This window comes from Erythrobacter dokdonensis DSW-74 (assembly GCF_001677335.1).
Classification (GTDB): Bacteria; Pseudomonadota; Alphaproteobacteria; order Sphingomonadales; family Sphingomonadaceae; genus Erythrobacter; species Erythrobacter dokdonensis.
Genome location: NZ_LZYB01000001.1, coordinates 616,341 through 642,390, shown reverse-complemented (window position 1 = coordinate 642,390; position 26,050 = coordinate 616,341). Strand labels below are relative to the sequence as shown.

Annotated in this window: 22 protein-coding genes; 7 read left to right on the top strand and 15 right to left on the bottom strand. The window is 65.2% G+C overall.

The window, feature by feature from the left end; all coding sequences use genetic code 11:
* The first annotated feature begins 218 nt into the window (after positions 1–218).
* A complete protein-coding gene (locus tag I603_RS03055; protein ID WP_068862306.1) occupies positions 219–2,951 on the top strand; it encodes an Rne/Rng family ribonuclease in 2,733 nt (910 codons plus the stop codon).
* Positions 2,952–3,021: 70 nt separating this feature from the next.
* Here I603_RS03055 and I603_RS03050 read toward each other — a convergent pair whose 3' ends face one another.
* Positions 3,022–3,654, bottom strand: a complete 633-nt coding sequence (locus I603_RS03050) for a class I SAM-dependent methyltransferase (protein ID WP_068862305.1) — start codon at positions 3,652–3,654, stop codon at positions 3,022–3,024.
* A 68-nt stretch (positions 3,655–3,722) separates the two neighbouring features.
* Complete coding sequence (locus I603_RS03045; protein ID WP_068862304.1) at positions 3,723–5,192, bottom strand: hypothetical protein; 1,470 nt, start codon at positions 5,190–5,192, stop codon at positions 3,723–3,725.
* A 136-nt stretch (positions 5,193–5,328) separates the two neighbouring features.
* Here I603_RS03045 and I603_RS03040 point away from each other — a divergent pair, with 136 nt between their 5' ends.
* Positions 5,329–6,336 (top strand): D-alanine--D-alanine ligase family protein, encoded by a 1,008-nt coding sequence (locus tag I603_RS03040; RefSeq protein ID WP_068862303.1) that lies wholly within the window; start codon positions 5,329–5,331, stop codon positions 6,334–6,336.
* 22 nt (positions 6,337–6,358) lie between these two features.
* The gene (locus I603_RS03035) at positions 6,359–6,655 is read left to right on the top strand and encodes a hypothetical protein (protein WP_068862302.1); all 297 of its coding nucleotides are present in this window, start codon (positions 6,359–6,361) and stop codon (positions 6,653–6,655) included.
* Here the strand turns inward: I603_RS03035 and I603_RS03030 are convergent.
* Positions 6,652–7,386, bottom strand: coding sequence for an SDR family NAD(P)-dependent oxidoreductase (locus tag I603_RS03030; protein ID WP_068862301.1), 735 nt, complete (start codon positions 7,384–7,386; stop codon positions 6,652–6,654). The genes I603_RS03035 and I603_RS03030 overlap by 4 nt on opposite strands.
* A 141-nt stretch (positions 7,387–7,527) precedes the next feature.
* On the opposite strand from I603_RS03030, the gene I603_RS03025 reads away from it, so the two are divergent.
* Genes I603_RS03025 through zapE form a run of 3 tightly spaced genes read left to right on the top strand, consistent with a single transcriptional unit; the run spans position 7,528 to position 9,903 of the window.
* Complete coding sequence (locus I603_RS03025; RefSeq protein WP_068862300.1) at positions 7,528–8,307, top strand: succinate dehydrogenase iron-sulfur subunit; 780 nt, start codon at positions 7,528–7,530, stop codon at positions 8,305–8,307.
* A gap of 5 nt (positions 8,308–8,312) precedes the next feature.
* Entirely contained in the window at positions 8,313–8,774 is a 462-nt protein-coding gene (locus I603_RS03020; protein ID WP_068862299.1) for a PaaI family thioesterase, read from the top strand.
* A gap of 7 nt (positions 8,775–8,781) precedes the next feature.
* Positions 8,782–9,903 carry a cell division protein ZapE gene (gene zapE, locus I603_RS03015; RefSeq protein ID WP_068862298.1) on the top strand — a complete coding sequence of 374 codons (1,122 nt, stop codon included), beginning with the start codon at positions 8,782–8,784 and terminating at the stop codon, positions 9,901–9,903.
* Here the strand turns inward: zapE and I603_RS03010 are convergent.
* The 12 genes from I603_RS03010 to I603_RS02955 all read right to left on the bottom strand — a co-directional run bounded on the left by I603_RS03010 (position 9,900) and on the right by I603_RS02955 (position 24,988).
* A complete protein-coding gene (locus tag I603_RS03010) occupies positions 9,900–11,795 on the bottom strand; it encodes an XrtA/PEP-CTERM system amidotransferase (protein ID WP_068862297.1) in 1,896 nt (631 codons plus the stop codon). The two genes, zapE and I603_RS03010, sit on opposite strands and share 4 nt — an antisense overlap.
* A gap of 12 nt (positions 11,796–11,807) precedes the next feature.
* Positions 11,808–12,818, bottom strand: a complete 1,011-nt coding sequence (xrtA, locus tag I603_RS03005; protein WP_068862296.1) for an exosortase A — start codon at positions 12,816–12,818, stop codon at positions 11,808–11,810.
* Positions 12,808–14,034, bottom strand: a complete 1,227-nt coding sequence (locus I603_RS03000; RefSeq protein ID WP_068862295.1) for a TIGR03087 family PEP-CTERM/XrtA system glycosyltransferase — start codon at positions 14,032–14,034, stop codon at positions 12,808–12,810. Before I603_RS03000 ends, xrtA begins: the two co-directional genes overlap by 11 nt.
* Positions 14,034–15,095 (bottom strand): FemAB family XrtA/PEP-CTERM system-associated protein, encoded by a 1,062-nt coding sequence (locus I603_RS02995; RefSeq protein WP_068862294.1) that lies wholly within the window; start codon positions 15,093–15,095, stop codon positions 14,034–14,036. The genes I603_RS03000 and I603_RS02995 overlap by 1 nt, the downstream gene beginning before the upstream one ends.
* Positions 15,092–16,021: an XrtA system polysaccharide deacetylase gene (locus I603_RS02990; RefSeq protein WP_068862293.1), complete on the bottom strand. Its 930-nt coding sequence runs from the start codon at positions 16,019–16,021 to the stop codon at positions 15,092–15,094. Before I603_RS02990 ends, I603_RS02995 begins: the two co-directional genes overlap by 4 nt.
* Positions 16,022–16,023: 2 nt before the next feature.
* Positions 16,024–17,196, bottom strand: coding sequence for an XrtA/PEP-CTERM system-associated ATPase (locus I603_RS02985; protein ID WP_068862292.1), 1,173 nt, complete (start codon positions 17,194–17,196; stop codon positions 16,024–16,026).
* Positions 17,197–17,214: 18 nt separating this feature from the next.
* On the bottom strand, positions 17,215–18,852 hold the full coding sequence (locus I603_RS02980) for a preprotein translocase subunit YajC (RefSeq protein ID WP_232305228.1): 1,638 nt from the start codon (positions 18,850–18,852) through the stop codon (positions 17,215–17,217).
* Positions 18,853–18,854: 2 nt separating this feature from the next.
* Positions 18,855–19,826, bottom strand: a complete 972-nt coding sequence (locus tag I603_RS02975) for an AAA family ATPase (protein WP_068862290.1) — start codon at positions 19,824–19,826, stop codon at positions 18,855–18,857.
* A gap of 16 nt (positions 19,827–19,842) precedes the next feature.
* Positions 19,843–21,363 (bottom strand): XrtA system polysaccharide chain length determinant, encoded by a 1,521-nt coding sequence (locus I603_RS02970; RefSeq protein ID WP_068862289.1) that lies wholly within the window; start codon positions 21,361–21,363, stop codon positions 19,843–19,845.
* A gap of 16 nt (positions 21,364–21,379) precedes the next feature.
* Positions 21,380–22,021, bottom strand: coding sequence for an XrtA/PEP-CTERM system exopolysaccharide export protein (locus tag I603_RS02965; RefSeq protein ID WP_068862288.1), 642 nt, complete (start codon positions 22,019–22,021; stop codon positions 21,380–21,382).
* A gap of 205 nt (positions 22,022–22,226) precedes the next feature.
* Positions 22,227–23,453: a pyridoxal-dependent decarboxylase, exosortase A system-associated gene (locus I603_RS02960; protein ID WP_068862287.1), complete on the bottom strand. Its 1,227-nt coding sequence runs from the start codon at positions 23,451–23,453 to the stop codon at positions 22,227–22,229.
* Complete coding sequence (locus I603_RS02955; protein ID WP_084439793.1) at positions 23,450–24,988, bottom strand: AMP-binding protein; 1,539 nt, start codon at positions 24,986–24,988, stop codon at positions 23,450–23,452. The genes I603_RS02960 and I603_RS02955 overlap by 4 nt, the downstream gene beginning before the upstream one ends.
* On the opposite strand from I603_RS02955, the gene I603_RS02950 reads away from it, so the two are divergent.
* Positions 24,987–25,982 (top strand): GNAT family N-acetyltransferase, encoded by a 996-nt coding sequence (locus tag I603_RS02950; RefSeq protein ID WP_068862286.1) that lies wholly within the window; start codon positions 24,987–24,989, stop codon positions 25,980–25,982. The two genes, I603_RS02955 and I603_RS02950, sit on opposite strands and share 2 nt — an antisense overlap.
* The last annotated feature ends 68 nt before the right edge of the window (positions 25,983–26,050 follow it).

The window sequence follows — 26,050 nt, the reverse complement described above, 5'->3', positions numbered from 1 at the left end:
CACAGCGCGCCCCAAGGCCGCCTGTGTCATTGCGGGCCGAAGCGCGGATCAACGCCGCAGTCCTTGCGCTGCAGACACGAGCTTCGCGCCGCACGCCCTTCCTGGGCATGGCGCGACAATCCCTTCCGGCGATCCTTCGGGGCTGTCCGGATCATCCCAAAATCGGCGTCCCCTTCCAGCCCTCCTACGGGCAAGGCCGGGCGCATGGAGACTATTCAATGGCAACGCGCATGCTTATCGATGCGCGCCACCCGGAAGAAACCCGGGTGGCGGTTCTGCAAGGCAACCGGATTGAGGAATTCGATTTCGAATCTGCCGAACACAAGCAGATCAAAGGCAATATCTACCTCGCCAAGGTAACCCGGGTCGAACCTTCGCTGCAGGCGGCTTTCGTCGATTTCGGCGGCAACCGGCACGGGTTCCTTGCCTTCAGCGAAATCCATCCAGACTATTACCAGATTCCCAAGGCCGACCGCGAGGCGCTCTTGGCCGAAGAAGCCGAAGCAGCCGAGGAAGAGGCGCGCCTGCGCGACGAGGAGGAGAGCGAAGGCATCTCTCCCGGCGAGGAATACGACGCCGAGGATGACAGCGGCGAAGCGCTTGCAGAAGACCTGGCCGAAAACGGGGTCGAGGAAGTCGATACCTCGGACAAGGATGAAATCGCCACGATCGAGGATGGAACCTCGGATGACGACAATGGCGAGGACGAGAACGGCGACGATGAAAGCGCCGGCGAGGAAGCCGGCGAGGACAGCGAACAGGAACGCGGCCGCGGGCGCCGCGGCCGTCGCCGTCAGGGCAAGTCAGGCGACAAGGGCGACAGCAAGGGCGGCCGCAGCCGAGCCAAGCAGGTCGACGAAGTGCGCGCCAAGCGCATGGCGCTGCGTCGCCGCTACAAGATCCAGGACGTGATCCAGCGCCGTCAGGTGCTGCTGGTGCAGGTCGTAAAGGAAGAACGCGGCAACAAGGGCGCGGCACTCACCACCTATCTCAGCCTCGCCGGACGCTATACCGTGCTGATGCCGAACTCGTCGAGCGGCGGGGGCATCAGTCGCAAGATCAGCTCGACCAGCGACCGCAAGCGGCTGAAGGAAATGGTCGCCGATCTCAAGCTGCCGCGGACGATGGGTCTGATCGTGCGCACCGCTGGCCTTTCGCGCACCAAGCCCGAGATCAAGCGGGATTTCGATTATCTGGCCCGCGTGTGGGACGAGATTCGCGAAAAGACACTCGCCTCGGTCGCACCGGCGCTGATCCATTCGGACAGCGACCTGATCAAGCGTGCGATCCGCGACATCTACAACCGCGACATCGAGGAAGTCGTTGTCGAGGGCGAGGAAGGCTACAAATCGGCCAAGGCCTTCATGAAGCTGCTGATGCCCAGCCACGCGCGTCGGGTGAAGGCCTATTCCGATCCCGTGCCGCTGTTCCAGCGCTATGGCGCCGAAGACCAGCTGCGCGCGATGTACGATCCGATGGTGCAGCTGAAATCGGGCGGATACCTCATCATAAACCCGACCGAGGCGCTGGTCTCGATCGACATCAACTCCGGTCGCTCGACCAAGGAACACAATATCGAGCAGACGGCGCTTCACACCAACCTCGAAGCGGCAAGGGAAATTGCCCGCCAACTGCGCCTGCGCGACATGGCCGGCCTGGTCGTCATCGACTTCATCGACATGGAGTATTCCTCCAACGTGCGGAAGGTCGAGAAGGCGATGAAGGAAGCGCTCAAGAATGATCGCGCGCGCATCCAGGTGGGCCGCATCTCCGGGTTCGGCCTCATGGAGATGAGCCGCCAGCGACTGCGGACCGGCGTGCTCGAGGCGACCACCCGTCCCTGCCCGCATTGCGACGGCACCGGCCTCGTTCGCACCGCATCGAGCGCCGGCCTCTCAGCGCTGCGCCTGATCGAGGACGAGGCGGCCAAGGGCAAGGGAACACAGATCCGTCTCGCCGCCAGTACGGAGGCGGCAATCTATCTCCTCAACGAGAAGCGTGCCGATCTGGTCGAGATCGAACAGCGTTACGGCGTCAGCGTCGAGGTTGTGCCGGAAGGTGAGGAAGAAGGCGCGAAGATGAGCGTTTCCAGCGGTGGCCCGCGACCGGCCCAGGCTCCGCGCTTTGATCCGATCATCGACGATGAGGAGGATGAAGATCTTCCCGAGGAAGAAGACGACTTCGCCGACGAGGCCGAAGAAGGCGAGCCGCGCCAACGTCGGGACGGCGCGGAGGGTGACGACGACGGCGCCCGCAAGAAGAAGCGTCGCAGGCGTCGCGGCGGAAGGGGTCGCAACCGCGATCGCGAGGAAGGCTCCGAAGTTGATACCGCCGATAGCGACGGCAATGGCGAAGAAACCACCGATGAAAGTGGTGCTGCCTCTCCTTCGGAGACAGCCGAAGAGGGTGAGGCCCGCACGAAGAAGCGCCGCCGTCGCGGCGGTCGCGGGCGAAAGCGGCGGGGCGAGAACGGCGAGGTTGTGGATAGTGAGGCGCAGGCCGATGCTGACGAAGCCGAAGCCGGAAATGCCGAAACCGAGGCCGAGCTGCAGGCCGAGCCTGAGCCGGTCGCTCCCGCGGCGAGCGAGGAAGAAACCCCGCCCGAAAAGCCCAAGCGCAAGCGCGCGCCGCGCAAGAAGAAGGAAGAGGCCGAGCCGGTTGCCGAAGTGGCCCCGGAACCCGCGGCTGAACCCGCGCCCGAAGCTGCACCGACCGAGGCTGTCGAAGCCGAAGCCGCCCCGGCAGATGCGCCGGAACCGGCCGAAAAGCCCAAGCGCAAGCGCGCACCGCGCAAGGCCAAGGCAGCCGAGGCACCCGGCGAGGCGCTGACCGAACAGACCGCGCCGCAACCCGAAGCCTCGGCCGAGGAGAGCGAAGCGGCGCAGGCAGATGCAGGCGGCGAAGAGCCCAAGCCGCGACGCGGCTGGTGGCAGCGTACCTTCGGCGAATAACCGATAGCGCCGTCAGACAGGACACAAACGGGGCGGGAGCGGGCAACCTCTCCCGCCCCTTTTGTCTGGCTCAGGCGGGCTTGCGGGCGATGCCCCACTCCATCCAGCCTGCAAAGCGCGGCGCCTTGGGCGTATAGCCTTGCCCCAGCGTCTCGACCGCAAAGCCGGCCTTGTCCAGCGCGCTGGCAATCGGGCGGGTCAGGTGACACGCACCCGCCATGCGTTTCCAGACTGGCTCGATCCGTTCCTGCCATCGTAGGACGCCGCGATCGGGCGCGCGGCCATGTTCGAGGAACAGCATCTGCCCGCCCGGGCGCAGGATGCGGCGCAATTCGTGCATCACCTGCGCCGGATCATCGACCGAACACAGGGTGAAGGTACACACCACGCAATCGAAACGGTCATCGTCGAAGGGAATGGCCTCACCCCTTCCCTGCCGCAGGTCCGCCGCCCAGCCCTTGTCCCGGGCCGCTGCACGGGTCGCATCGAGCAGGCCTTCATGCGGGTCGATCCCGGCATAGGACGTGATAGTGCCCGCGTTGTAGAATGCGTGGTTGATTCCGCCGCCGCAGCCCAGTTCGAAGACATCGCCACTTGCAAGCGGCACCACCTCGCTGCGGCGCTTCATCACCTGACCCTGCGAACAGGCGCAGGTGATCAGCTTCGGCATGATGGTGGCTTCGTACCAGCCCTTGAGGCTCATGCGCCTTTATCCTCCCGCTGCAACCCGGGCGGCTGTTGTAACCCGAAACGCGGTCAGGGGAAGCGGGTTCAGACGATCTGGCGCTGTGCCGCCGCCGCCAGTCCTTCGGCGATGCGGGTCATGTCGGTAGCGATTTCTGCCGCGAGCGCCTCGGGGGACAGGCCATTCCAGCGCGCAATCTGCGGCATCGCCAGGCCGACCCGCATGGTGCCGCCCCAACCCTGCTCTACCCGCACGCATTTGACCGGCTGGCCGAGCCGGATGCCGTCCAGCGCCAGCGCCTTGTGCGCGGCCTGCGCCTCGTCGAAGGTCGCAAGGCCGGGCATGGCCGTCAGATCCAGCGTCGCGAGCGTGCGCATCTCGATCGGACTGTCGCCCTCGTCCCCGCTGCCCGGCGTCACGCGCTTGAGGCCGAGCGGCGCCAGCAGCCTGTCGCGCAAGGCCGTCTCGAAGGCGGCAATCATCGCCTCGATGCGCGCCATGGGGATCGCCTGAAAGCGTTCGATCTCGAACAGCGCCGCCTCGAGCCGCAATGCGAGCGAGGGATTGGCGCTGTCTTCGAGCGCCTCGGCCCCGGGCCAGGCGGCCGGCCACTCGGCGCGGCGGAATATCTGCGCAAAGCCGTGCGGCAGCGGCGCGGCGCGACGGGCGAGCTCGGCCGGCACCAGCGCCCAGCCATTGAACGGCGGCGCGCCGACGAATTTCGATCCGGTCATCAGCACGATCACCCCTCGTTCGAGATAGTCGGCGATCGCCGCGCTGGTGATGCGCGCCTGACAGGCATCGACCACGAAGGTCGCATCCTGGCCGAATTCGGCCAGAAGCGCATCGAGATCGGCTAGCGCAGGCAGCACCAGCCCGGTCTTGGAGCCGTGGACGCAGTGCACCACGCTATGCTTGCCGTCAGCCTGTGCCGCCGCGATCTCCTGGGCCATGCCAGCGGCGATCTCGGCGCTGGTGCGGGCCACGCCGTCCGGACAGCGCACCGGCACGTCGACCAGCGTGATCGCGCCCATGCCCGCCACCGGCTCGCCCGCGGCAACGCCGCCAACCAGCGCGGTTTCATTCGCGAAAAACCGTCCGTGCGCCGAATGGATGCAGCCCGAGCCCGTCTCGTCCGCGCCCAGCAGCACATTGTGGATGCCCGCCTCGCGCCTGCCCATCGCCAGTGCGAGCGCGACATATTCGAGATCGGTGCCAGACGGCGCTAAGACGATTTCGGTATCGGCGCCAATGCCATAGGCTGCGCGGATCCGGGCGCGCAGGGCTTCGAGGCGCGCCGCGTAGGGCTCCTGCCCGCGCACGCCGCCGCTTCCCAGCAGATGCGCGAAGGCATCGGCGGAAATGTCGCTCACGGTCGAGGAGGAATAAGCCAGCACATCGCGCGGGTGCGGCGCGGAAAGGTAGCGGTTGAGGCCCGTATCCTGCGCCAGCGTGATCCGCGCATCGCCACCCGAGGCCAGCGCCGCGATCAGCGCGAGGGCGTCACCGGAAACGTCAAACCCGGCGGGCGGGCGGTTCAGAGGGGGCAAGGTCACGCCTTTCGCGATCAGTCAGCGGGGTTGCGGCGCGGCTCTAGAGAATGCGCTGTCCCAATAAAACCGCAAAATGCATCTGGCGCACCTGACCCCTGCGCACTAAATGCGCGCCTTCCCGTGAAGAGGCCTCACGTCCATGTCCAGCTACCCCTCCCCGCTCCGCATTCCCGAGGACGCCAAGCAGCGCCTCAAGATCATGTTCATCGCCAAGAACGCGCTGTGGGACGGCACCGGTAGCGCCGAGGATGGCAACCACGCAACCTATCACGTGGAAATGCGCGAGGTACTCAAGGGCCTTGGCCTCAACCTGCGCGTGGAAAACCGCTTCGAGGTGCTGTTCGACAAGCCCGATGTCGATTTCGTCTTCCCGCTGCTCAACCGTGCGGGCTTCTTCAACTCGGAAATGCTCTGCCCGCTGCTGTGCGAGCGCGCCGGCATTCCCTATCTGGGCGCAAGCCCGATCCTGCGCGGACTGTCGGACGACAAGCACCTCGCCAAGCGCGCGGTGCGCGATGCCGGCGTGCCGACCGCTCCCTGGGCGATCTACCGCCGCGGCGCGCCGATCGATCCGGCCAAATGCCCCGCAGGCAGCCGCTTCGTGGTCAAGCCCAACAACTCCTCGGCAAGCTGGGGCGTGATGGACGCGACCGACTGGGCAAGCGTCGAGAAGGCGATCCACGGCGTGCACGAACTGGGGCATGACGCGCTGGTCGAACCCTTCATCGACGGCAGCGATGTCGAGGTGCCGGTGGTGACGATCAATGGCGAGCCGGTGATCCTGCCGATGATGATCTTCCGCCAGGCAGACCCGTCGCATCTGCGCACCTACCAGGAAAAGCGCGATCTGGTGGACCGCAGCCAGAAGTATTCGCTCGATCCCTTCGAGAACCCCGAGATGATCGCGAAGATCACCGAGTACACCAAGGCCGCGATGCAGGAATACCGGCCGTTCGATTACGGCCGCTGGGAATTCCGGGTGAACGAGGAAACCGGTGACATCACCTTCCTCGAACTCAACCTCAACTGCAACCTGTGGTCGCAGAAGGTGTTCGGGCGCGCCGCGGCACTGGCGGGCTGGTCCCATCCCGAGCTGATCGAGACGCTGCTGGCCGAGAGCCTTTCTCGCCACGGGCTTCTGGGCTAGCATCCCGTCCGGAGAAACGACCATGAACGAAACCAGCCTATCCTCGCCCGCCGGCAATCGGACTTTCCGCCTCCTTTTTGCCGCTATGGTGGCGATGATCCTGGCGCTTCCCGCGGTGGCGATGCAGTTCTCCGGCGAGGTCAACTGGGGGCCGGGCGATTTCCTCGTCGCGGGCGGATTACTGGCGCTGCTCGGCCTCGGCATCGACGGGGTGCTGCGATGGCGGACAACGCGACTACTGCGCGCAGCGACGATCGGACTAACGCTCCTGGCCTTCCTGCTGATCTGGGCCGAGCTTGCTGTCGGCATTTTCGACTAGGCCGGAATCTGGTCTCCGCGAAAATCGAACACCTTGCCCGAATCCTGAGGGCCGAGCCGTGCCAGCACGCCAAGAAGCTTGTCTGCCGCCACTGTCGGCGCGGTCAGCTGCCCTTCCGGCAGGTTCGACTGGAACGGCTGCGAAAGCCCTGAATCGACCGTCCCGGGATGCAGCCCCGCAACCACACCTTGCGGATGGGTACGCGCCATTTCCAGCGCGAAATTCTTCAGCAGCATGTTGAGCGCCGCCTTGCTGGCGCGATAGGAATGCCACCCGCCAAGCCGGTTGTCCGATATCGACCCCACGCGGGCCGAAAGCGCGGCGAAGACGAAGCGCCGGTCGCGCGGCATCAGCGCCAGCATGTGCTTGGCAATCAGCGCAGGCCCGATGGTATTGAGTGCAAAGACGTCGGTCATGGCCTGTCCGTCGAGCCGCTTGTAGGTCCGCTCGGGCCCCGTGCCGTCGGCCAGGGTCAACACGCCCGTGGCAAGGATCACCCACTCGGGCGGTTCAGCGCGCATGGCCTCGGCGGCGGCGGCGATGGTGTTCTCGTTTGTCAGGTCGAAGGCGAAAGGGCGAAACTGGGCGCCGGCCAGCCCTGCCCCGCTGCGCGATCCTGTGTGAACCAGTGGGCAGCCGCGCGCCGCCAGCCCTTCGCACAGCGCGTGGCCAATCGCCCCAGAGGCTCCGAATACGGCCGCACTGCGCGGCCAGATTGTTGATTCTTCCATGGCACCTGAAGCGCCTCGAGCGCTCTATGGTTCCGGCGCGTGAGAGGCATTCAACCGCTGTACGAAATCCTGCAACCTGCGCCCGCTTGCGTGACCGGACAATGCCGCTAGATAGGGTGCAAATCAAAACGGGATTAATCAATGGCGACCTTCACTCTCCCCAAGAATTCCAGGATCAGTGCCAACGGCAAGATGCACAAGGCAGACGGGGGCCGCGTGAAGTCGTTCAAGATCTACCGCTATGATCCCGACAGCGGCCAGAACCCGCGCTATGACAAGTTCGAGATCAATCTCGACGAATGCGGCCCGATGGTTCTCGACGCGCTGTTCAAGATCAAGAACGAGATCGACCCGACCCTGACCTTCCGCCGTTCCTGCCGCGAGGGCATCTGCGGTTCGTGCTCGATGAACATGAACGGCAAGAACGGCCTAGCCTGCACCACCGCGATCGAGGATCTGAAGGGCGAAATCCGCATTACGCCCCTTCCCCACATGGACGTGATCAAGGATCTCGTTCCCGACTTCACGCACTTCTATGCCCAGTATGCGAGCATCCGTCCGTGGCTGCAGACCGTCAGCCCGACGCCCTCTGGCAAGGAGCGCCTCCAGTCGCCCGAACAGCGCGAGAAGCTCGACGGCCTGTACGAGTGCATCCTGTGCGCCTGCTGCTCGACCTCGTGCCCGTCCTATTGGTGGAACTCCGACAAGTTCCTCGGCCCGGCGATCCTGCTGCAAGCCTATCGCTGGCTGGCCGACAGCCGCGACGAGATGACCGGCGAGCGTCTGGATGATCTGGAAGACCCCTTCCGCCTCTACCGCTGCCACACTATCATGAACTGCGCGAACGTGTGTCCCAAGGGGCTCAGCCCGGCCAAGGCGATCGCCGAGACCAAGAAGATGATGGCCGAACGGGCCATCTGACGAAGGTGGCGCTCAAGGACGACGTTTTCGAACACGGGCCGGACCCGGACAATCCGGGCTGGAACCACTGGAACCTTAAGGACCCGACGCTGTTCAACGGTGCCGTGATGGGCAAGCTCATCACGCGGATGGATCGCGACGGAAAGGCACGCCTCAGGATGTTCCCCGAGCGGCGCCACGAAAACCTGCAGGGCGTGATCCACGGTGCGGTGACGCTGAGCCTGATAGACATCTCGCTGTTCGTTACCATGCATACGATCGGTACCGGCAATGCCGGCCCTTCGGTGACGCTGGAACTCTCCACCCAGTTCGTTGGCGGGGGTGACCCGCGCCGTCCGCTCGATGCCGTTACCGAGATCGTGCGGGAAACCGGCAAGCTCGTCTTCGTGCGCGGTCTGGTGGTGCAGGACGAGGACACCGTAGCCAGCTTCTCGGGCATCGTGCGCAAGATGATGCCGCGCGGCTGAGGCAGGTGTGGCTGGCCTGCTCGCCCGCTATGACGCGCTGATCGCCAGCGGCGAACTGCGCGCCGATGCAGACCAGCGCGCAGCAGCCGAACGGCTCGACCGGTTGCAGCGCGAGCTTGAAGCGCCGCCCGTGAAGCGCGGTCTGTTCGCCCGGCTGACCGGCACCGCCTCCGCCACCCCCGACCCGCGCGGCGTGTACCTGTGGGGCGGCGTCGGGCGCGGCAAATCGATGCTGATGGACTTGTTCGTCGAGACGCTCGGGATCGAGAAGAAGCGCCGCGTCCACTTCCACGCCTTCATGCTCGACATCGACCGCCGCATCGCCGAGGCCCGCAAGGCGCAGGTCAAGGATCCGCTGATCGCGGTCGCGCTCCAGCTTGCAGGAGAGGTCCGCTGCCTCGCCTTTGACGAAATGGTGGTCACCAACACCGCTGACGCCGCGATCATGGGCCGCTTTTTCACCGCGCTGATGGAGAGCGGGACAGTGATCGTCACCACCTCCAACCGGCCACCTCGAGACCTCTACAAGGACGGGCTCAACCGCTCGCTGTTCCTGCCCTTCATCGATCTGGTCGAGGCGCGGATGGATGTGCTGAGCTTGAACGGCCCGACCGATTATCGGCTCGACCGCATCGGCGGGCTTGCGATGTGGCACGCCCCGATCGGCGATGCCGCGACGGCGCAAGTGCGCGAGGCGTTCTTCCGCCTGACCGATTTCGACCCCGACGATGCCGCCCACGTGCCGAGCAGCGAGCTTGATCTGGGCGGCGGGCGCACGCTCCACGTGCCCAAGAGCCTCAAGGGCGTGGGCGTGTTCAGTTTCAAGAAACTGTGCGGCGCCAATCGCGGGGCGGCGGACTACCTCGCGATTGCGCAGGCCTATCACACCGTCATTCTGGTCGGCATTCCGAAGATGGGACCGGAAAACCGCAACGAGGCGATCCGCTTCACCAAGCTGATCGACGCGCTGTACGAACATCGCGTGAAGCTCTTCGTCACCGCCGCTGCGCTACCGGAAGAACTCTATCAGGCAGGCGACGGCGCGTTCGAATTCGAGCGCACGGTGAGCCGCCTGAACGAGATGCAATCAGACGCCTATATGGCGCTCGGCCACGGAACCGAAGGCTAGCCGTTCACCTCCAGCCGCGAGAGCGACTTCTCCAGCATGAGCAATTGCCAGAGCGTGCGCGAATGGTCCGCACGGCCCGCAATATGCGCTTCGGCTAGCGCGGCTATGGCTTGCGACCGAAAAAACCCAGTCTGCGCCAGCCCGCCAGTGGCGATCCCCCGCGCCGCGCCCGCCAGCGGGCCGCGCAGCCACTCGGCAATGGGGGTCACGAAGCCCTGTTTGGGACGGTAGAGGATGTCGCGGGGCAGATAGCGTTCCAGCGACTTCTTGAGCAGGTATTTGCCGGTCCCCCCCCGCACCCGCATTCGCTCTGGCAGCCGCGCGGCGAACCCCACCAGACGGTGATCGAGCAGCGGCTCGCGCGCTTCGAGGCTCACCGCCATGCTGGTGCGGTCGACCTTGGTCAGGATGTCGCCCGGCATCCAGAACATAAGATCGGCATATTGCGCCCGGTCGAGGCCCGAACGGCCCGGCGCAGAACGCATCAGCGCGATCAGCTCGTCCTCGGCACGGAAGCCGTCGAGACTGGCGGCAAAGCTGTCTGAATAGAGCGCCCGGCGCGCATCGGGCAGCGTCACGGACAGGCCGCGCGCATAGCCATGCTCCCCGCTCTCGGCCAATGCCAGCAATGTGGCCTTGGCGCGCAAGGGACGCGGGGCCCAATCGGCCTTGGGCCATGCGCGACCCAGCGCGCCGAATAGTGGGACGCGAAGGCCCGCAGGCAGCACCGAGCGTGCGCGTTCCTCGTGATGGTGGAAGACCTGCCGGCGGTATCCGGCGAAAGCCTCGTCGGCCCCGTCACCCGAGAGAGCCACAGTCACCCGCTCGCGCGCCAGCTGGCACACCCGCCAGGTGGGCAGCGCCGAGGCATCGGCGAAGGGCTCGTCGAACATCGCGGCAAGCTGGTCGATGGCGGCAAAATCATCGGTCGCCACCACCTGTTCGGCATGATCGGCACCGAACTTCGCAGCGACCTGACGGGCGTAGGAAGTCTCGTCATAGGCAGCTACATCGAAGCCGATCGAACAGGTCTGGACCGGCTGGCTCGACGCCTCGCTCATCAGCGCCACGACGCAGGAGCTGTCGACCCCGCCCGACAGGAACGCCCCAAGCGGCACATCGGCGACCATCCTCGAGCGCACACTCTCGCGAAGCAGATGGACGAGCTGGGCAGACAGGTCCGCCTCGCTTCCCCGCTCGCGCTGGGTGAAATCGATGTCCCACCAGCGTTGCGGACGACCGGGCGCCTTGCCCTGCTCCAGCAGCCAGAAATGCCCGGCGGGAAGCTTCTCCACACCGGCCAGCATGGCGTGGGTGTCAGGGACATAACCCCAGGCCATATAGGCCTCGATCGCATGCGGGTCCACACGGCGGCGCAGCAGCGGATGTGCGAGCAAACCCTTCAGCTCGGAGGCGAAGGCGATGCTGCCGTCCGAAAGCTGCGCGAGAAACAGCGGCTTCACCCCGAAGCGGTCGCGCGCAAGGAAAAGCTGGCGCTTGTCCCGGTCGAAAACTGCAAAGGCGAACATCCCGTCGAGGCGTTCGACGCAGTCTGGTCCCCATTTCTGCCATGCTGCCAGAATGACCTCGGTGTCACCGCTGGTCCGGAAGGTGGAGCCCGCATGCTCAAGCTCGCGGCGCAGTTCGCGAAAATTGTAGATCTCGCCATTGAAGACGATGACCGCCTTCCCGTCTGGCGAATGCATGGGCTGCGGCGATCCGGCAAGATCGATAATCGAGAGGCGACGGTGGCCAAGGCCGACGCCATGATCGGTCCACACGCCCGCCCCGTCAGGCCCGCGATGCGCCAGCGCGTCACACATTCGCTCGACCCGCAAGGGATCGACCGGCTTGGGGGTTTCGGCATGGAAGATCCCGGCAATCCCGCACATATCGGCGCGGGCCTATAGCAAGGATGCCGAAGCGGCAATCACGGCCAGGGCTGCGATCGGCAATGCTGCCGCGGCGGGCGAGATAGGGTGTTTTTCAAAGCGGGCAAGCCAGACCCAGCCTGCCAACGCCTCGGCCGTCCAGCCATGATCCTCCGGCTGGCGCTCGAAGAAGCGCCACGCACCGCCCAGCACCATCGCGACCACGATGGCGAAGAAGATCCAGCCATAAACAATGTGGTCAAACCCGGTTGCGGCCTCGGCACCGATCGTTTGCGCGACATAGATCGTCGCCCATGCGCGCACCCCGTTGGCGAGGATCGGAACGACGATGCAAGCGGCAAGGAACAGCGCTCGGCGGCTCCAGCGAGAGAACCGCGCGAAACACACCAGCACGCCAAGGGTCACCATTGCGATCAGGAACTTCACGCCCGAACAGGCCTCGGCAACGATGAACAGGCCGGCGGGGGTGGAGATATGAATGCCGTCAATGCTGGTGGGCACGCCGCTCCAGCGGGTCAGGGCAATCGCGATGTCGGCGGTTATGAATTGCAGCGGCGGGATAATTTCGTCGCCGAAAGGCACCAAAAACGCGCCCATCGCGACAGGCAAGGCCAGCAGCAGCGCGGCCCGCAGGCCCAGCACAGTAACAAGTGCCGCCTGTACGGCCGCAACTGCTCCTGCATGGGCGAAGAGGTTGATCCCGCTCGCACGCCCGGCCCACCACAGGCCCAGCGCAGCGGCGACCAGCAGCACGCCCGGCAGGAAGGGACGCGGTGCGATGCGCGCCAGCTCGTCCGCCTTGGCCAGCGCCAGCCAGGCGATGATGAACGGCACCAGCAGCAGGTGGTTATAGGTGTCGATGTTCCACCACTGGTGCGCCATCTCGCCCCATTCGCGCGCTGTTGCCAGCATCAGCGCGAGGATCGCCGCCGCACTCGCCACCAGCGTCTGACGCCAAGCGCCAGGCACCCTGGCAAGCAACGCAAGACGCGGCACATGCATGGCAACAGGTTCAGGCGGCATCGCGCTCACCCTTCGCAACCATCCCGACCAAAGCTGGCAGCGCTGCGAGCACCGCATCCCAGCCATGATGATCCAGCACGAAGCGGCGCGCCGCGGCCCCGATCCGCAGGCGGGCATCGGGATCGGCGAGCAGCGGTTCGAGCACCGCGCACATGGCCTGCGGATCGGCCGTGCTCGTCACCCAATGCACCCCGTCCTGCGCTGCGATGCCCGTCGCCGCATCGGGGGTCAGCACCACCGGGCGGGCCATGGCCATCGCCTCGAGCACCTTGTTCTGCACCCCGCGTGCAATCAGCAGCGGTGCGATCACCACGTCCGCCCCGGCCAGAAAGGGCCGCACATCGGGCACTTCGCCCCACACCTGCACGCCGGGCAGGCCGTGCTGCGCCATCAACCGGGTGGTGGGATTGCGCCCGACCACATGCAGCAGCGCGCCGGGATAGCGCAGGCGCAATTGCGGCACGAGCTTCTCGATCGCCCAGAGCGCTGCCTGTTCGTTCGGGCGGTAATCCATCTGCCCGGTGAAGACGAAATGCGGGCCCGGCAAGCTAGCAAGCATCGGCTCTGGCACGAAGATGGCAGGATCGAAGTAATCGGCATCGATCCCGTTGCCGACGACCTGCACATTGACCTCGTCAGGCGCGCTCAGACGGCTGCGGTAAAGCGCTGCCTCGGCATGGGAGATCAGTAGCGTGGCATCGGCGCGGCGACCCAGCCCTTCCTCTTCGAGCGCCAGCAGACGCGCCTCGCGGCTATTGATCCACGCCCGCTCGCCGTTCGCGGCATAGCTCGCAAATTTCGCGCTATCGACATCGCACAGGTCGATTATGACGCGGCCCGCAAAGTCGTCCGGCACATATTGCCCCATCTGGCCAGAAAACACGAAGATGGCGCCAATATCATGCTGTGCGATGGCCTTGCGCACCCAAGCGGCGAGCTCGCGGCTGTGAAAGGCGGCAATACTGACAGGCTTGCCCGCAAGCACCGCCTCGATGCCCGCCACTGCCAGAGGCTTGGTGCGCGGCGCGATACAATGGGATGCGGCAAGCGCGGCAAGCGCCGCTTCGCCTGTGCGCTCGGCCGCGCTTTCGGCAAAGCAGCCGACATGAACCGGCGCGAGCCGTGCGAGGGCCTTCAGCAAGTGGTGTGCACGGATGCGGTCGCCGCGGTCGGGCGGGAAGGGAACGCGGTGGGCAAGGAAGAGGATGTCCGCCATCACGCAAGCCCGCGCGCGATCCACGGACCGATGCTGTTGGCGAGTGGCAGCGGAAGCTTCTTCCACAAGGCAATCTTGCGGCCGTAGCTCGCATCGGTGGGATCGATATTGCGCGCCGCCGCGCCCGGTACCGTCCAGGCGCCATAGGTCAGCGGTTCGGGCGCAAAGCCCCAATTCTTCTTGAAGGCATAGGGACCGCTTCCGGTCTTGGAACGCCCGAAATCGAAGCGGGTCATGCCTGCCTTGCGGGCGTGGAGCATCAATTCATAATACATCAGTTCATTGGCGCGCGCGGCGCGCGCGGCAAAGGTCCCGCCACCCCAGAACGGCATGACCGCGCCCGCGTGATAGAAGCTCAGTACGCTCGCAAAAGGGGTCTCGTCCTGCCATATGGTGAGGATGTCGCTCGAATCCGGAAAGGCTTCAAGCATTGATGCGAACAGGCTGCGCGGGAACACAGGCGTGCCGAGATTGCGCACGCTTTCGCTGTAGCAGGCGTAATGCGCAGCGAGATCGCGCGGCCCGCGGCCCGTGGTGACACGGTGCCCGAACCCCAGCCCTTTCCGGACTTCGGCCCGGGCCTTGCGCGGAATGGCGTGGAGTTCGGCCTCGTCGCTCATCGCCAGCGGACGCACGAAGCCGCAATGCCGGTCGGACCACACCTCCCAATCACCGGGGATCGGTCCGCCGCGCAATTCGATGGAGCCAAATCCGCCGCCTGCCGCGTATTGCTCGGCCATCGCGGCAAGACCCCGCACCGCCTCGGTCGCCTCCGCCAGGATCCCTCCGCCCACCCCGAACCCGCTCGAGACCAGCGCCTTGCCGAACAAGCTGGAACGGACTTCGGTGAGCGGAAGCCAGCCCGTCACCACGCCGAGCCGCTCGCTGAGAAATCCGGCCGCGCGCTGGCCGGTCCCCGCCTCCACGGCCTTGAGCCATGCGGGACGGTGGAACAGTCCGGCCTTGTGGTCGGCGACAAATCCCTCGATCCTGCGAACATCCGACGCATCGCGAAAGTCGAGGGCGCGCACCTGGTGGCCGGCTTTCACCGGCACGTTCATGCTGCAACCTCGTCGAGCGGCGGCAGGCTCGGCAATTCCCCGGCGCTGGCGGCCTCACGGTGAGCCACAAGGTCCATCCGACCCCAGCGGAATTCGTGCACCAGTTCCCTCAGCTTGCCTCCCATCCGCGCAAGTCCGGTATAGTGGCGCAGGCGCGAGCGCAGCGGAGCGTGGGGCAGGCGTGGCTGGTCGGGGTCGATTTCCCAAGGATGGAAATAGAACACCGCCGGACGTCCTTCGCGGCGGTTGACCTGACGGATCGCCCAGCGCGAAAAACCATAGGGCAGCACCCGGAAGAAGCCACCTCCCCCCGCGGCCACACGGCGTCCGCCGAGAATGGCGGTTGTCACAGGCAGTTCGATCAATGACGACCAGGGAAGCGGACGGAAGGCAAAGCGCGGGGCTTCGGGCCAGCCATAATGATCATGCGCCACCGGCGCGACGCTCGAGGAATAGGCATAGCCCTGCTCGGCCAACTCAGCGAAGGCCCAGGGGGTGCGCAGATCGATCGAGAAGCTTGGCGCACGATAGCCGATAACGCGCGTGCCCGAGCAATCCTCGATAATCTCGCGGGCCTTGCGGATATCCTCGGCAAAGCTTCTGCGATCGAGCGTGAAGACCCGTGCATGGTCATAGCCGTGACTGGCAATTTCATGTCCTGCGTCAGCGATCCGGCGGATCATTTGCGGGTGCCGTTTCGCGACCCATCCCAGAGTGAAGAATGTGGCGCGAACATCGGCTTCGGCGAAGAGATCTATGATGCGGTAGACATTGTCCTCGACCCTGGTGCGGATCGCGTCCCATTCACCGCGGGCAATGACATTCTCGAAGGCACCGACCTGGAACCAGTCCTCAACGTCGACCCCGAGGCCGTTGACCAGCCCCGTAGCGCCACTTTCGGAAATTGCAGGAAACGGAGCATTCATGGTCACGCAGCCTCGCGCGACGGATCTTCCTCAAGCCACTCGATCAGCATGGTCAAAACATGGCGGAAGGATTGCTCCTGTTCTTCCAGCCGCGCCTCGATCCGTTCAAGTTCGGCGGCGAAGCGTGCCTCGGCACCCCGGGTTTCCTCCGCAGAAAGCCCCTGTTCCACATCGTGCCGGTGGCCGATGCCGGCCGTCTGAAGCTCGCTGATCGCTGCCTCGAGCTCGGCGGTGCGCGCATCCCGGCTTGCCAGAAGCGCCGCAACCTCTGCGGCCGGAAGGCTGATGCCGGACGTGGCATCAGGCTCATGCGGCACGGACGGCGCCTCGCGCAGGTCGCCTGCCCCGCGCGCGCCGCGGGTCTGGTCGGCTGCCATTTCGGTCACGACATCGTCGAGCATCGCCAGTGTGAGTTCGCCCCGCTCCTCGATCGCGCCGAGCAACAGCAGGCGGTTCATCACCTGATTCACCCGGCGCGGGATTCCGTCAGTGTGGCGATAAAGGGCTTCCAGCAGCTCCTCGCCGAGGGCGGGACGATCGCTCCACCCCGCCTGCACGAGCCGGTGGCGGACGTATTCAGCGACCTCTTCCTCGTCGAGTGCATCGAGATGGTGCGAAGCTATGATGCGCTGGCGCAATTGTTCCAGCCCCGGATGATGGGCCAGCATGCGCCGAAACTCCGGCTGGCCGAGCAACAGGCTTTGCAGCAACGAATGCGAGCCAAGCTGGAAGTTTGACAACATTCGCAGTTCTTCCAGCGCTTCCATGTCGAGGTTCTGGCACTCGTCCACCACCAGCAGACAGCGTCGACCCGCGCGGGCCTCGTCCTGCAGGAATCGTTCGATTGTGCCCAACGCGCCTGCCTTGTCATGGCCTTCGACCTCCAGCCCGAATGCCTGCGCGACCACATGCACCAGTTCCTCGCCGTCGAGCGCGCTGGTGACGACATGCGCGACCGTGAGCGCCGCCGGATCAATGCGCTGCATCAGGTGGGCGACCAGCGTCGACTTGCCCGCGCCCACCTCGCCCGTAATGACAATGAAGCCCTCGGCCTGTCCCAGACCATATCCAAGATAGCTCATCGCTTTCTTGTGGCTGGCGCTCTCGAAATAGAAATGCGGATCGGGTGTCAGCTGGAAAGGCCGGGCGCTGAAGCCGTAATATTGTTCATACATGAGCGTCTCGCTCCCCCGTCAGAAGTTGTACCGCAGGCCGACAAGCGCCGTCGCAAAGGCGAAGTCCTGGGCCGTGAATTCGCTGTCGAAATAATCCACCGCAAGCGCAGCCCGGCCGATCAGACGGCGGGTGATCGCGTGATTATAGGCAGCCGATGCGCCCATCGCGGTGACGTCGCCGCCGTTGCCGGCTGCATCGAACCAGTTGACATAGGCATTGGTGGTCAGATTGGCGCTCTGCCCGATATCGCGGGTGAGGCCTGCGATGATGTAATAACTCTCGTCGGTCAGGCCATCGAGCGGAGCGAGTACCGTGCCCGGCGCGGCGATGAAGGTGCGACGATCATAACCTGCACCGAGCGCGGCAGTCGTGCGGCCCATGATGCGCTGGTAGGAGGCACGCACGCCGCGCCCGCGGAAAGCGGCGGAGCGCACAGAGCCCAGCCCGCCGATCACCGATTGGCCCTCGCTGCCGTTCACAAGCCCGCCGAAGTCGCCGGTGACCGGATTGCGGATTGCCTCGAAGTCGCTCGACAGTCCCGCAAGCGAATTGTTGAGCAGCCCGCCGAAACCGGTCACGCCGTCATAGACGGACAAGGCAAAGGCGCTGCGCTGACTCGGAGTATATGTGAAGGTGCCGTAATAGGTCGTTGAATCATAACGTTCGCCCACGCGCGCCTCAAGCGAGGTGCGCGAACTCGGCCGCCACATCACTCCGACATCCCACAGCAATCCGTCGACATCGAAAGCAATGACACGCGGGGAGGCGGGGTCAGTGACGAAACGCCCATCGCTTCCAATCACCGGATCGCCATTGGCATCACGCAGCGCGTCGCGGCTGGAAATCTCGACGTTCTCGTAACCCACACCGCCCACCAGCGCGAGGCTGGGGGAGACCGGCACCGTCACGTCGGCACGCACGAACAGGTCCCGCACGCGCTGGTCGAGATTGCCGATATCCTCCTGGAAACCGCCCGCCGTAACCGCCAGACCGACCGGCAACAGCGTATCCGGACGGAAACCGGCGCGCAGCTGGCCGAGATAGGTCACGCTGTCATCGAACACGTCGACCGGTTGTCCCTGTGCATCGACGAGCAGTGCATCGTTCTCGAAGCGGTTGTAGCCGACCCGACCCACACCCTGCACGTCCACTTCGCCAACGCGGGTGTTAAGGCTGGGTCCGGCATAGAGGCTGTAAAAGCGGCTCTCCGCATCCTCGCGCACCAGCGGGTTGGCCGTTGTGCCGCCCCCGGCGTCGACCCGGGTGCGCGCGGCCAGACCCCCCGCCTCGAAACTGAGGGTATTGGGAATGATCGCCAGCGTACCGCGCGCGACGCCGCTAATGGTGTCGGTATCGATGCTGTTGTCGCCGTAACCGATGTTGCGTTCATAGCGCAGTGAGACTGCCGCTCCGCTGTTGCGTCCCTGCACGTTGAGATCGACCCCGACCGCGACCTGCGTGAAGGTCAGCACGTCATCGCCGGGCGAAAGCTCCGCCGAGATCACCTGACCGACCTCGATGTAAGGCTGGATGATACGGTTGCCGCCCTGATTGGGCAGGCCGCCGGCATCGCCCTGCTGCGCCTGCGCGAGCGCGGGCGCAGTAAACAACAGGCTCGAGAGCATGAGCGGCAAGGCAGCGAGCGACCATCGCATGCTCATTTCCCCCCGCTGCCATAAGTGCCGAAGCGCCGTCCGGAGGGGCTGTAGCGCGCGGCATTGAGAAGCAGCTTGATGTCGGCGCAGGCGGACAGCAGTTGCTGCGCATCTTCCAGTGCCGCGCGGGCCGTCTCGTCGGCGCGTGCAACCAGCACTGCCTGTCCGACATGAGCAGCGAGTTCCGCGGCCGGAGAGGCTGCCAGCGCCGGCGGGGTATCGAAGATCACAATCCGTGTCGGTGCGCCCTGTGTCAGCCGGTCGAGCACCTCTCCGGTGCGCACACTGGCGAGATATTCGGCGTCGCGCGCGCTCGGCGTCCCTGCGGGCAGCACGAACAGGCCCTCGATATCGGTCCGGATCACGAGGCTCTCGGGCGCGATGGCCGGATCGGCCAGCGCATCCATCAGCCCTTGCTCACCCTCGATCCCGAGACGCTGGGTCACGGTCGGCTTCACCACATCGGCATCGACCAGCAGCACCTCGAGATCGCGCTCGGCTGCCAGTGCAATGGCAAGGTTCGTGGCACAGTAGGTCTTGCCCTCCCCCGGATGGGGCGAGCAGACGAGAATCCGGCGGGAAAGAGCGGTGTCCTCGGTCCGGGCATCGGCGAGTAGCTCGCGCTTGACGATACGAAACTCCTCCAGAAGACCCGTCACGGGGTCTTCGGGAACGATCAGCCCGGCTTCGCGCAGATGCTCGCGGTCAATGGCGGCGAAGGGGCCGCAAAAGCTGACCGCGGGTGCAGGCTCGACTCCAGCCGCCGGTTCCGGTTGAGGCTGCGTCACCCTTTTATCTGCCTGCTTCGGCAGGGCAGGTGCAGAGACGCGGAGCCTGGGCTCGGGAACAGGCGGAACAGGGGCAACCGGCAGCACCGGCGTGCGCGCCGCGCCCAGCCCGAATGCCGCATCGGCACGCTCGAAAAGTGAGGCGGGCCTTGCTCCTTGGCGGTCGATCCTGCGCTGGTGGGTCATTGGGTTTCCTCTGCCCTCACGCGACTGTTCCAACCGCGACAATCTCTATCGCGACGAGGATGACGAAGATCCCGAGGAGCCCGCCGCAGGCTCCGGCGAACTGCTTGAAGCGCTTCTTTTCAAGCGCTCTGGCGGCATCCGAAACGGTCAGCGAGATCGATCCGATCACCGGCAGATCGAAGGCGTGCTCGAGCTTTTGCGGCGTGGCGAAGCTCGACTTGAGCTGCCCCAAAACATAAGCCGCTGCCGCACCGGCACCGAAGCCCACGATCAGCACACCGAGCAGCAGCAGCGGACGATTGGGTGCAGCCGGCTTCTGCGGCACGCTGGGATCCTGTATGACGTCGAAACGGAACTGGCTGGCCTTGTCCTCGACTTGCCCGCGCGTGCGAAGCGCCTCGCGATCCTGCAGCAGCTTTTCATAGTTTTCGCGCAGCACATCGTAATCGCGGCTGATGCGGTTCGCCTCGGCTGCAACCGTGGGCTCAGAGGCTTGGCTGGCCATCAACGCCGCGAAATCGCTCTGCAGTGCGGCACGTCGCGCCTGCAGCGCCTCAACTGTTGCCTGTCGCTCGGTGCGAATGGCGTAAAGCGAAGCGTAGGCCGGATTGGGCGTCCCCCCCGCATCCTCTCCTGCGGCAGCGGCCTGCTTGGTCAGGAGAGCGACCTGTCTGGTCGTGGAAACAACGTCAGGGTGATTGTCGGTCAGCCCACGCGCGCGCAGCTCCGCCAACTGGGTCTGCGCCTGCAGAAGGGCCGCCCTCGGCCCGGTCGCCTCGCGTCCGCCGATTATCGTGCGCGGGGTGTTGGCAAGCTGCCCCGAAATCGCCGCCAAGGCGCTTTCGGCAGCGGCAAGGTCGGCATCGACCGCCCGCAGGTCGGCACGCGCCTGCTGGACCTTGCTCGAAAGGCTCGCCGAGCCACCGACAAGATCAGGATATCGGGCTTCAAAAGCCAGACGACGCTGTTCCGCCTCTTCAAGCTCGCGCTTGCGACCTTCAAGCTGGCGTTCGAGATCGGCAATCGCCTGAGAAATCCCCGCCTTGTTACCCGCAACGTGCTCCTCGCGCAGGATATCGAGCAGCTTCTGCACGACATCGCGTGCCAGCACCGCATTTTCGGCATCTGACAGGTCGCCGCGCCCGATCTCGGCGGTGATCTCGAACAGGTTGTCCTGCTCGCTCGTCACCTTCACCTTCTTCTCGAGCTCGGCGATCATGGCATCCATCGCCCCGCGTCCGGTCACGCTATCGCCCAAGCGGGTCGAGGTGATCACCTTCTCGAGGTTCTTGGCGCTCGATAGCGTCTGGCGCACGCGCATGATCTCTTCCCTGCCGTCACCTGCAATCCCGAGCTGCTTGGACAGGACATCCTCGACATCGACATAGACCCGCGCCTTGGATTCGTAGGCATTCGGGATCATCGCGATCACCAGCCAGCCCAGCAGGCACACGCCCCAGGCGACCGCGATCGCGATCCAGCGCCGGTGCCACACCGACCATAGCGCTGCGCGCAATTCGTCGAAGATCTCGCTCATGAATGCGGGCGCTCCTTCAGAACCGGCTTTCCGGGATGATGATCGTATCACCCGGGCTCAGCATGACGTTGGCGCTGGCATCGCCACGCCGGATGAGGTCGGACAGCCGCAGACGGTACTCGACCTGTTTCCCGCTCTCGCGGTCCTGGCGGATCAGCTTGGCCCGGTTGCCGGCAGCAAATTCGCCCAGGCCGCCGACCGCAATCATCGCATCCAGCACGGTCATGTTGGCACGGTAGGGCAGCGACGCCGGCTGCGGTGTCGCACCGATAATCCGCACCTGCTGGGTAAAGTTGCCCTCGGGCGTGTTCACGATCACCGAAACGATCGGCTGCTCGATATATTTTCCGAGTTCTCCGGCAATGTAGTCCTGCAACTCGGTCGCGGTCTTGCCCACAGCCGGAATGTCCTGCACCAGCGGGATCGTGAGCCGCCCGTCGGGGCGGACGCGCACCTTGTCGGCCGAAAGTTCCGGGTTGCGCCAGACATGGATCGTGATCTCGTCCAGCGGGCCGATGGTGTATTCCTCGCTTGGCGCGATCGGAGCGGCAGAATAATCGGCAGGCGGCAGTTCCTTCCCGCCAGCCGCACAGCCCGCGAGCGCTACCAGCGCAAGACAGAGGGCAGATGAACGGGCGACAGGCGGAAAGTAGGGCATTGACGAGGATCCTTGGCCAGCATGCACCTCCGGCGGAGTGCGGATTACCGGCAGGAGCGACCTGCCATCCGCAACCGTCGGAAAGCCGGTCGCTTCTCGCCCGAAATGGTGAACATATTGTTAGTTATACAGCGACATTTCAGCGCCCATCCCGGAACGGGACAGTGGCTTGGGCGGTGTTAACGCCAGCCTCGCGAGCTTCGGATCAGACCAGGAGTTCTGCCGCCGGACCGTGCCCCAGAAAGGCGGCCGGGCTAGCGCTTGCTCCATAGGCCCCGGCGCAGAACACGGCGACAAGATCACCGATCTCGGCGCGTGGCATAAACGCGTTGTCGGCGAGTCGGTCGAGCGGTGTGCACAAGCAACCGACGATATTCACCTCCTCTATCGGCTCTGCTTCGTAACGTGTTGCAATAGCGGAAGGATAATTGCGCCGGACAACGGTGCCGAAATTGCCGGATGCGGCCAATTGATGATGCAGCCCGCCGTCGGTGACGAGATAGACGACCCCGTGGCTTTCCTTGCGGTCAATCACACGGCACAGGTAGACTCCCGCCTCGCCCACCAGATAGCGGCCGAGTTCAAGGCACAGTTCGCTGCTGGCCAGTGAGGCAGGCAGATGACCGACCCGCTCGGCCAGCGCTGCGCCGACGCGCGACAGATCGAGCGGCTCGTCTCCGGGGAAGTACGGGATGCCGAAACCGCCGCCCATGTTGAGCTTGGGGCATCCGTGACCGATCGCATCGGTAAGATTTGCCGCCAGTTCCAAGACGTTGGCCTGGGCTTCTATGATCGCTTCCGTGCTCAGCGCCTGGCTTCCGGTGAAGATGTGCAAGCCCCGCCACTCGGCCCCCTCGCCGATCAGGAAGCGTGCGAGATCGGGCACCTTGTCGGCATCGACACCGAAAGGCTTGGCACCGCCACCCATTTTCATGCCCGAGCCCTTGAGCTCGAAGCTCGGATTGACGCGGATAGCGATACGCGGTGCCCTGCCCAGACGCTGACCGATAGCAATGGCCCGGCGTCCCTCGCCCTCGCTCTCGCAATTGAGCGTCACGCCTGTTGCAATCGCGGCCTCGAGTTCGTCATCACGCTTGCCCGGCCCGGCAAAACTGATCCGCGCAGGGTCGATCCCTACAGCTACGCAAAACCCCAATTCTCCCGACGAGGCGATGTCGAACCCGTCGACCAGCCCCGCCAAATGCCCAATCACCGCCAGATGGGGGTTGGCCTTGACCGCATAATTGATCCCCACCCGCGCCGGCAGCGCTGCACGCAACTGCGCGACGCGGACATCAAGGTGCGCGCGCGAATAGACGAATAGCGGCGTGCGCCCGGCCTCTGCCACCAACTCGCTGGCGCGCTTGCCGCCGATCGCAAGTTCGCCGCCAATGCTCTCATAACCGGCAGGGATCGGACCGACGGGCTTCATTCGCCAAATTCCTTGTTGAGCTGCGCCTGCAAGGCAGCGCGGTCGATCTTGCCGTTGGGGTTCAGCGGCATGGCGTCGCGCCAGTGGATATGCTGCGGCTGCATGAAATTGGGAAGCTCGCGCTGGAGGAGCCGGGGCAAATCCTCGCGCCCTGCGGCATCACCGCGAACCACCAGATGCACCGCTTGACCGAGGCGTGCATCCGCCACGCCGAGCGCCACCGCTTCAGCCGCAAGTCCGGTGGCGATGGCGGTGTCCTCGATCTCCTGCGGGCTGATGCGGTTGCCCGCGCTCTTGATCATCGCATCGCGCCGCCCGGCAAAGTAGAGCAGGCCATCCGCATCGCGCCGCACCCGGTCGCCCGACCATACCGCTGTTCCGCCATAGGCCGAAGCGGAAGGCGCGGGCCTGAACCGCTCGGCGGTGCGCTTCGGGTCCTGCCAGTACCCCTGCGCTACCAGCGGTCCGCAATGGACAAGCTCGCCTTCCTCGTTGTCCGCCGCAACGTCACCGGCCTCATTGACAACGAGAATCTCTGCGAAGGGTATCGCCTTACCCATTGATGTCGGATGCGAATCTACCAGTTCCGGAGCAAGGTAGGTCGAGCGGAACGCCTCTGTCAGTCCGTACATCGGAAAAAGGCGCGCCTGCGGGAACATAGCCCTGAGCTTGCGCACCAGATCGACCGTCAGCGCCCCGCCGCTATTGGTCAGCCGCCGCAAGGGTGCGCGCGCCTCCTCAGGCCAGTCGATCTCGGTCAGTTGCACCCACAAGGGGGGCACCGCCGCGAGGGTCGTCACACCATGTTTTGCACAGGCCTTGGCAACATCCTTGGGGAACAGAAAGTCAAGCGGCACCACGCAGCCGCCTGCATACCATGTGCTCAGCAGTTGGTTCTGCCCGTAATCGAAAGACAGCGGCAGCACTGCCAGGGTCACATCGTCGTCGGCAAGTCCGAGATATTGGGCCACACTGACCGCGCCCAGCCACATATTGGCATGGCTCAACATCACGCCCTTCGGCTTGCCGGTCGACCCGGAGGTGTAGAGGATCGCCGCCAGTGCTGACGGATCAATGCACGATGGGCCCAGCGCGCCGAACCGGTCGGCCATCCGCAGAGCCTCGCCCTCGCCCAGCGCCCCGCAGCCAGCCGGCAGATCGCCCGGTTCGAGACTGGAGAGCCGCGAACCCGTTCCGATCAGCAGGCTTGCGTCGCTGTCGGCAAGAATATGCGCAACCTGCGCGCGCTTGAGCAGGGGATTGATCGGCACGTGCACCAGCCCGGCCCGCGCTGCCGCCAGCGGCAGGAGGCAGCTGAGTTCGCCCTTGGCCGCCCAGCTTGCCACCCGTGCGCCGGGCTCGGGCAGCATGTCCAGCAGCCACATCGCCATCTGTCCGACACGCTGTCTTAACTGATTGTGGTTAAGCGTCCGGTCCCGCAGCACCAGCGCGCGGCCCTCTCCGTATCCCTCGGCCACCGCCAGTTCGGCGAGGTGGTCAAGCGGACGCGGGACAGGATCGGGCGAGGAGAGCATGAACCGGAGCAGTCTTTCAGTGATCGAAGCGCGGTATCACCATAGCGTTAACGTCTTGCAAGCTCTGTCTGCTCACACAGCCACGGCCCCGTTCGATCGCGCCGAATGGTATGCGCTGCTCGCCGGGACCGGGCTCACCCCGCTGATCGCGATCGCAAGCGATGCAGAGGATTGCGCAGCGCTTGCCCTGACAGAGCAGGACGGTCGAATTTCGTCCCTGCGTAACTGGTACAGCTTCACCTGGCGACAGCTCGCGCCCGACGGCGAAGCGGGCGACCGGCTGCTTGAAGCCATCGCGCGGCAACTGAAGACCCGTGGGCACCGCGTCACGCTGGAACCGGTGCCCGGCGAGGACGGATCGGCAGAGCGGCTGGAACGCGCCTTCCGCCAGGCCGGATGGCAAGTCGCCGTCGAGGCCTGCGACACCAACCACGTGCTGGAAGTCGGCGGGCGCAGCTTTGCCGAGTACTGGGGCAGTCGTCCGGGCCGCTTGCGCACCACGTTCAAGCGCAAGGCCAAGAACGTCGAGACGCAAGTGCTGACACACTTCGATCCGGACGTCTGGGCGGAGTACGAGGCAATCTACGCGGCTAGCTGGAAACCGCCCGAGGATCAGCCCGAAATGCTGCGCGCCTTTGCGCAAAGCGAGGGCGCCGGCGGGCGCTTGCGGCTGGGCATCGCCCGCGCCAGGGGGCTCGCGGTCGCGGCGCAATGCTGGACGGTCGAGAACGGCGTCGCTTACATCCACAAGCTCGCCCATCTCGAAAGTCACAAGCAGCTTTCGGCCGGAACCACCCTGAGCGCTGCGTTGTTCGCCCACGTTATCGACATCGACAGGGTCACGCTGGTCGACTTCGGCACCGGCGACCAGAGCTACAAGGCCGACTGGATGGAGGCGGTACGCCCGCGGTTTCGCATCGATTGTCTCGACGCAGGCCAACCCAGGGCCTGGGCGCCGCTTGCCAAGCGGCGGCTGCTGTCACGCCGCGCCTAACTGGTCGCGGCGCTTGCACCTGCGGACGGGCATGGCTAAGCCCCGCCACCATCCGCCGATGACAGGGA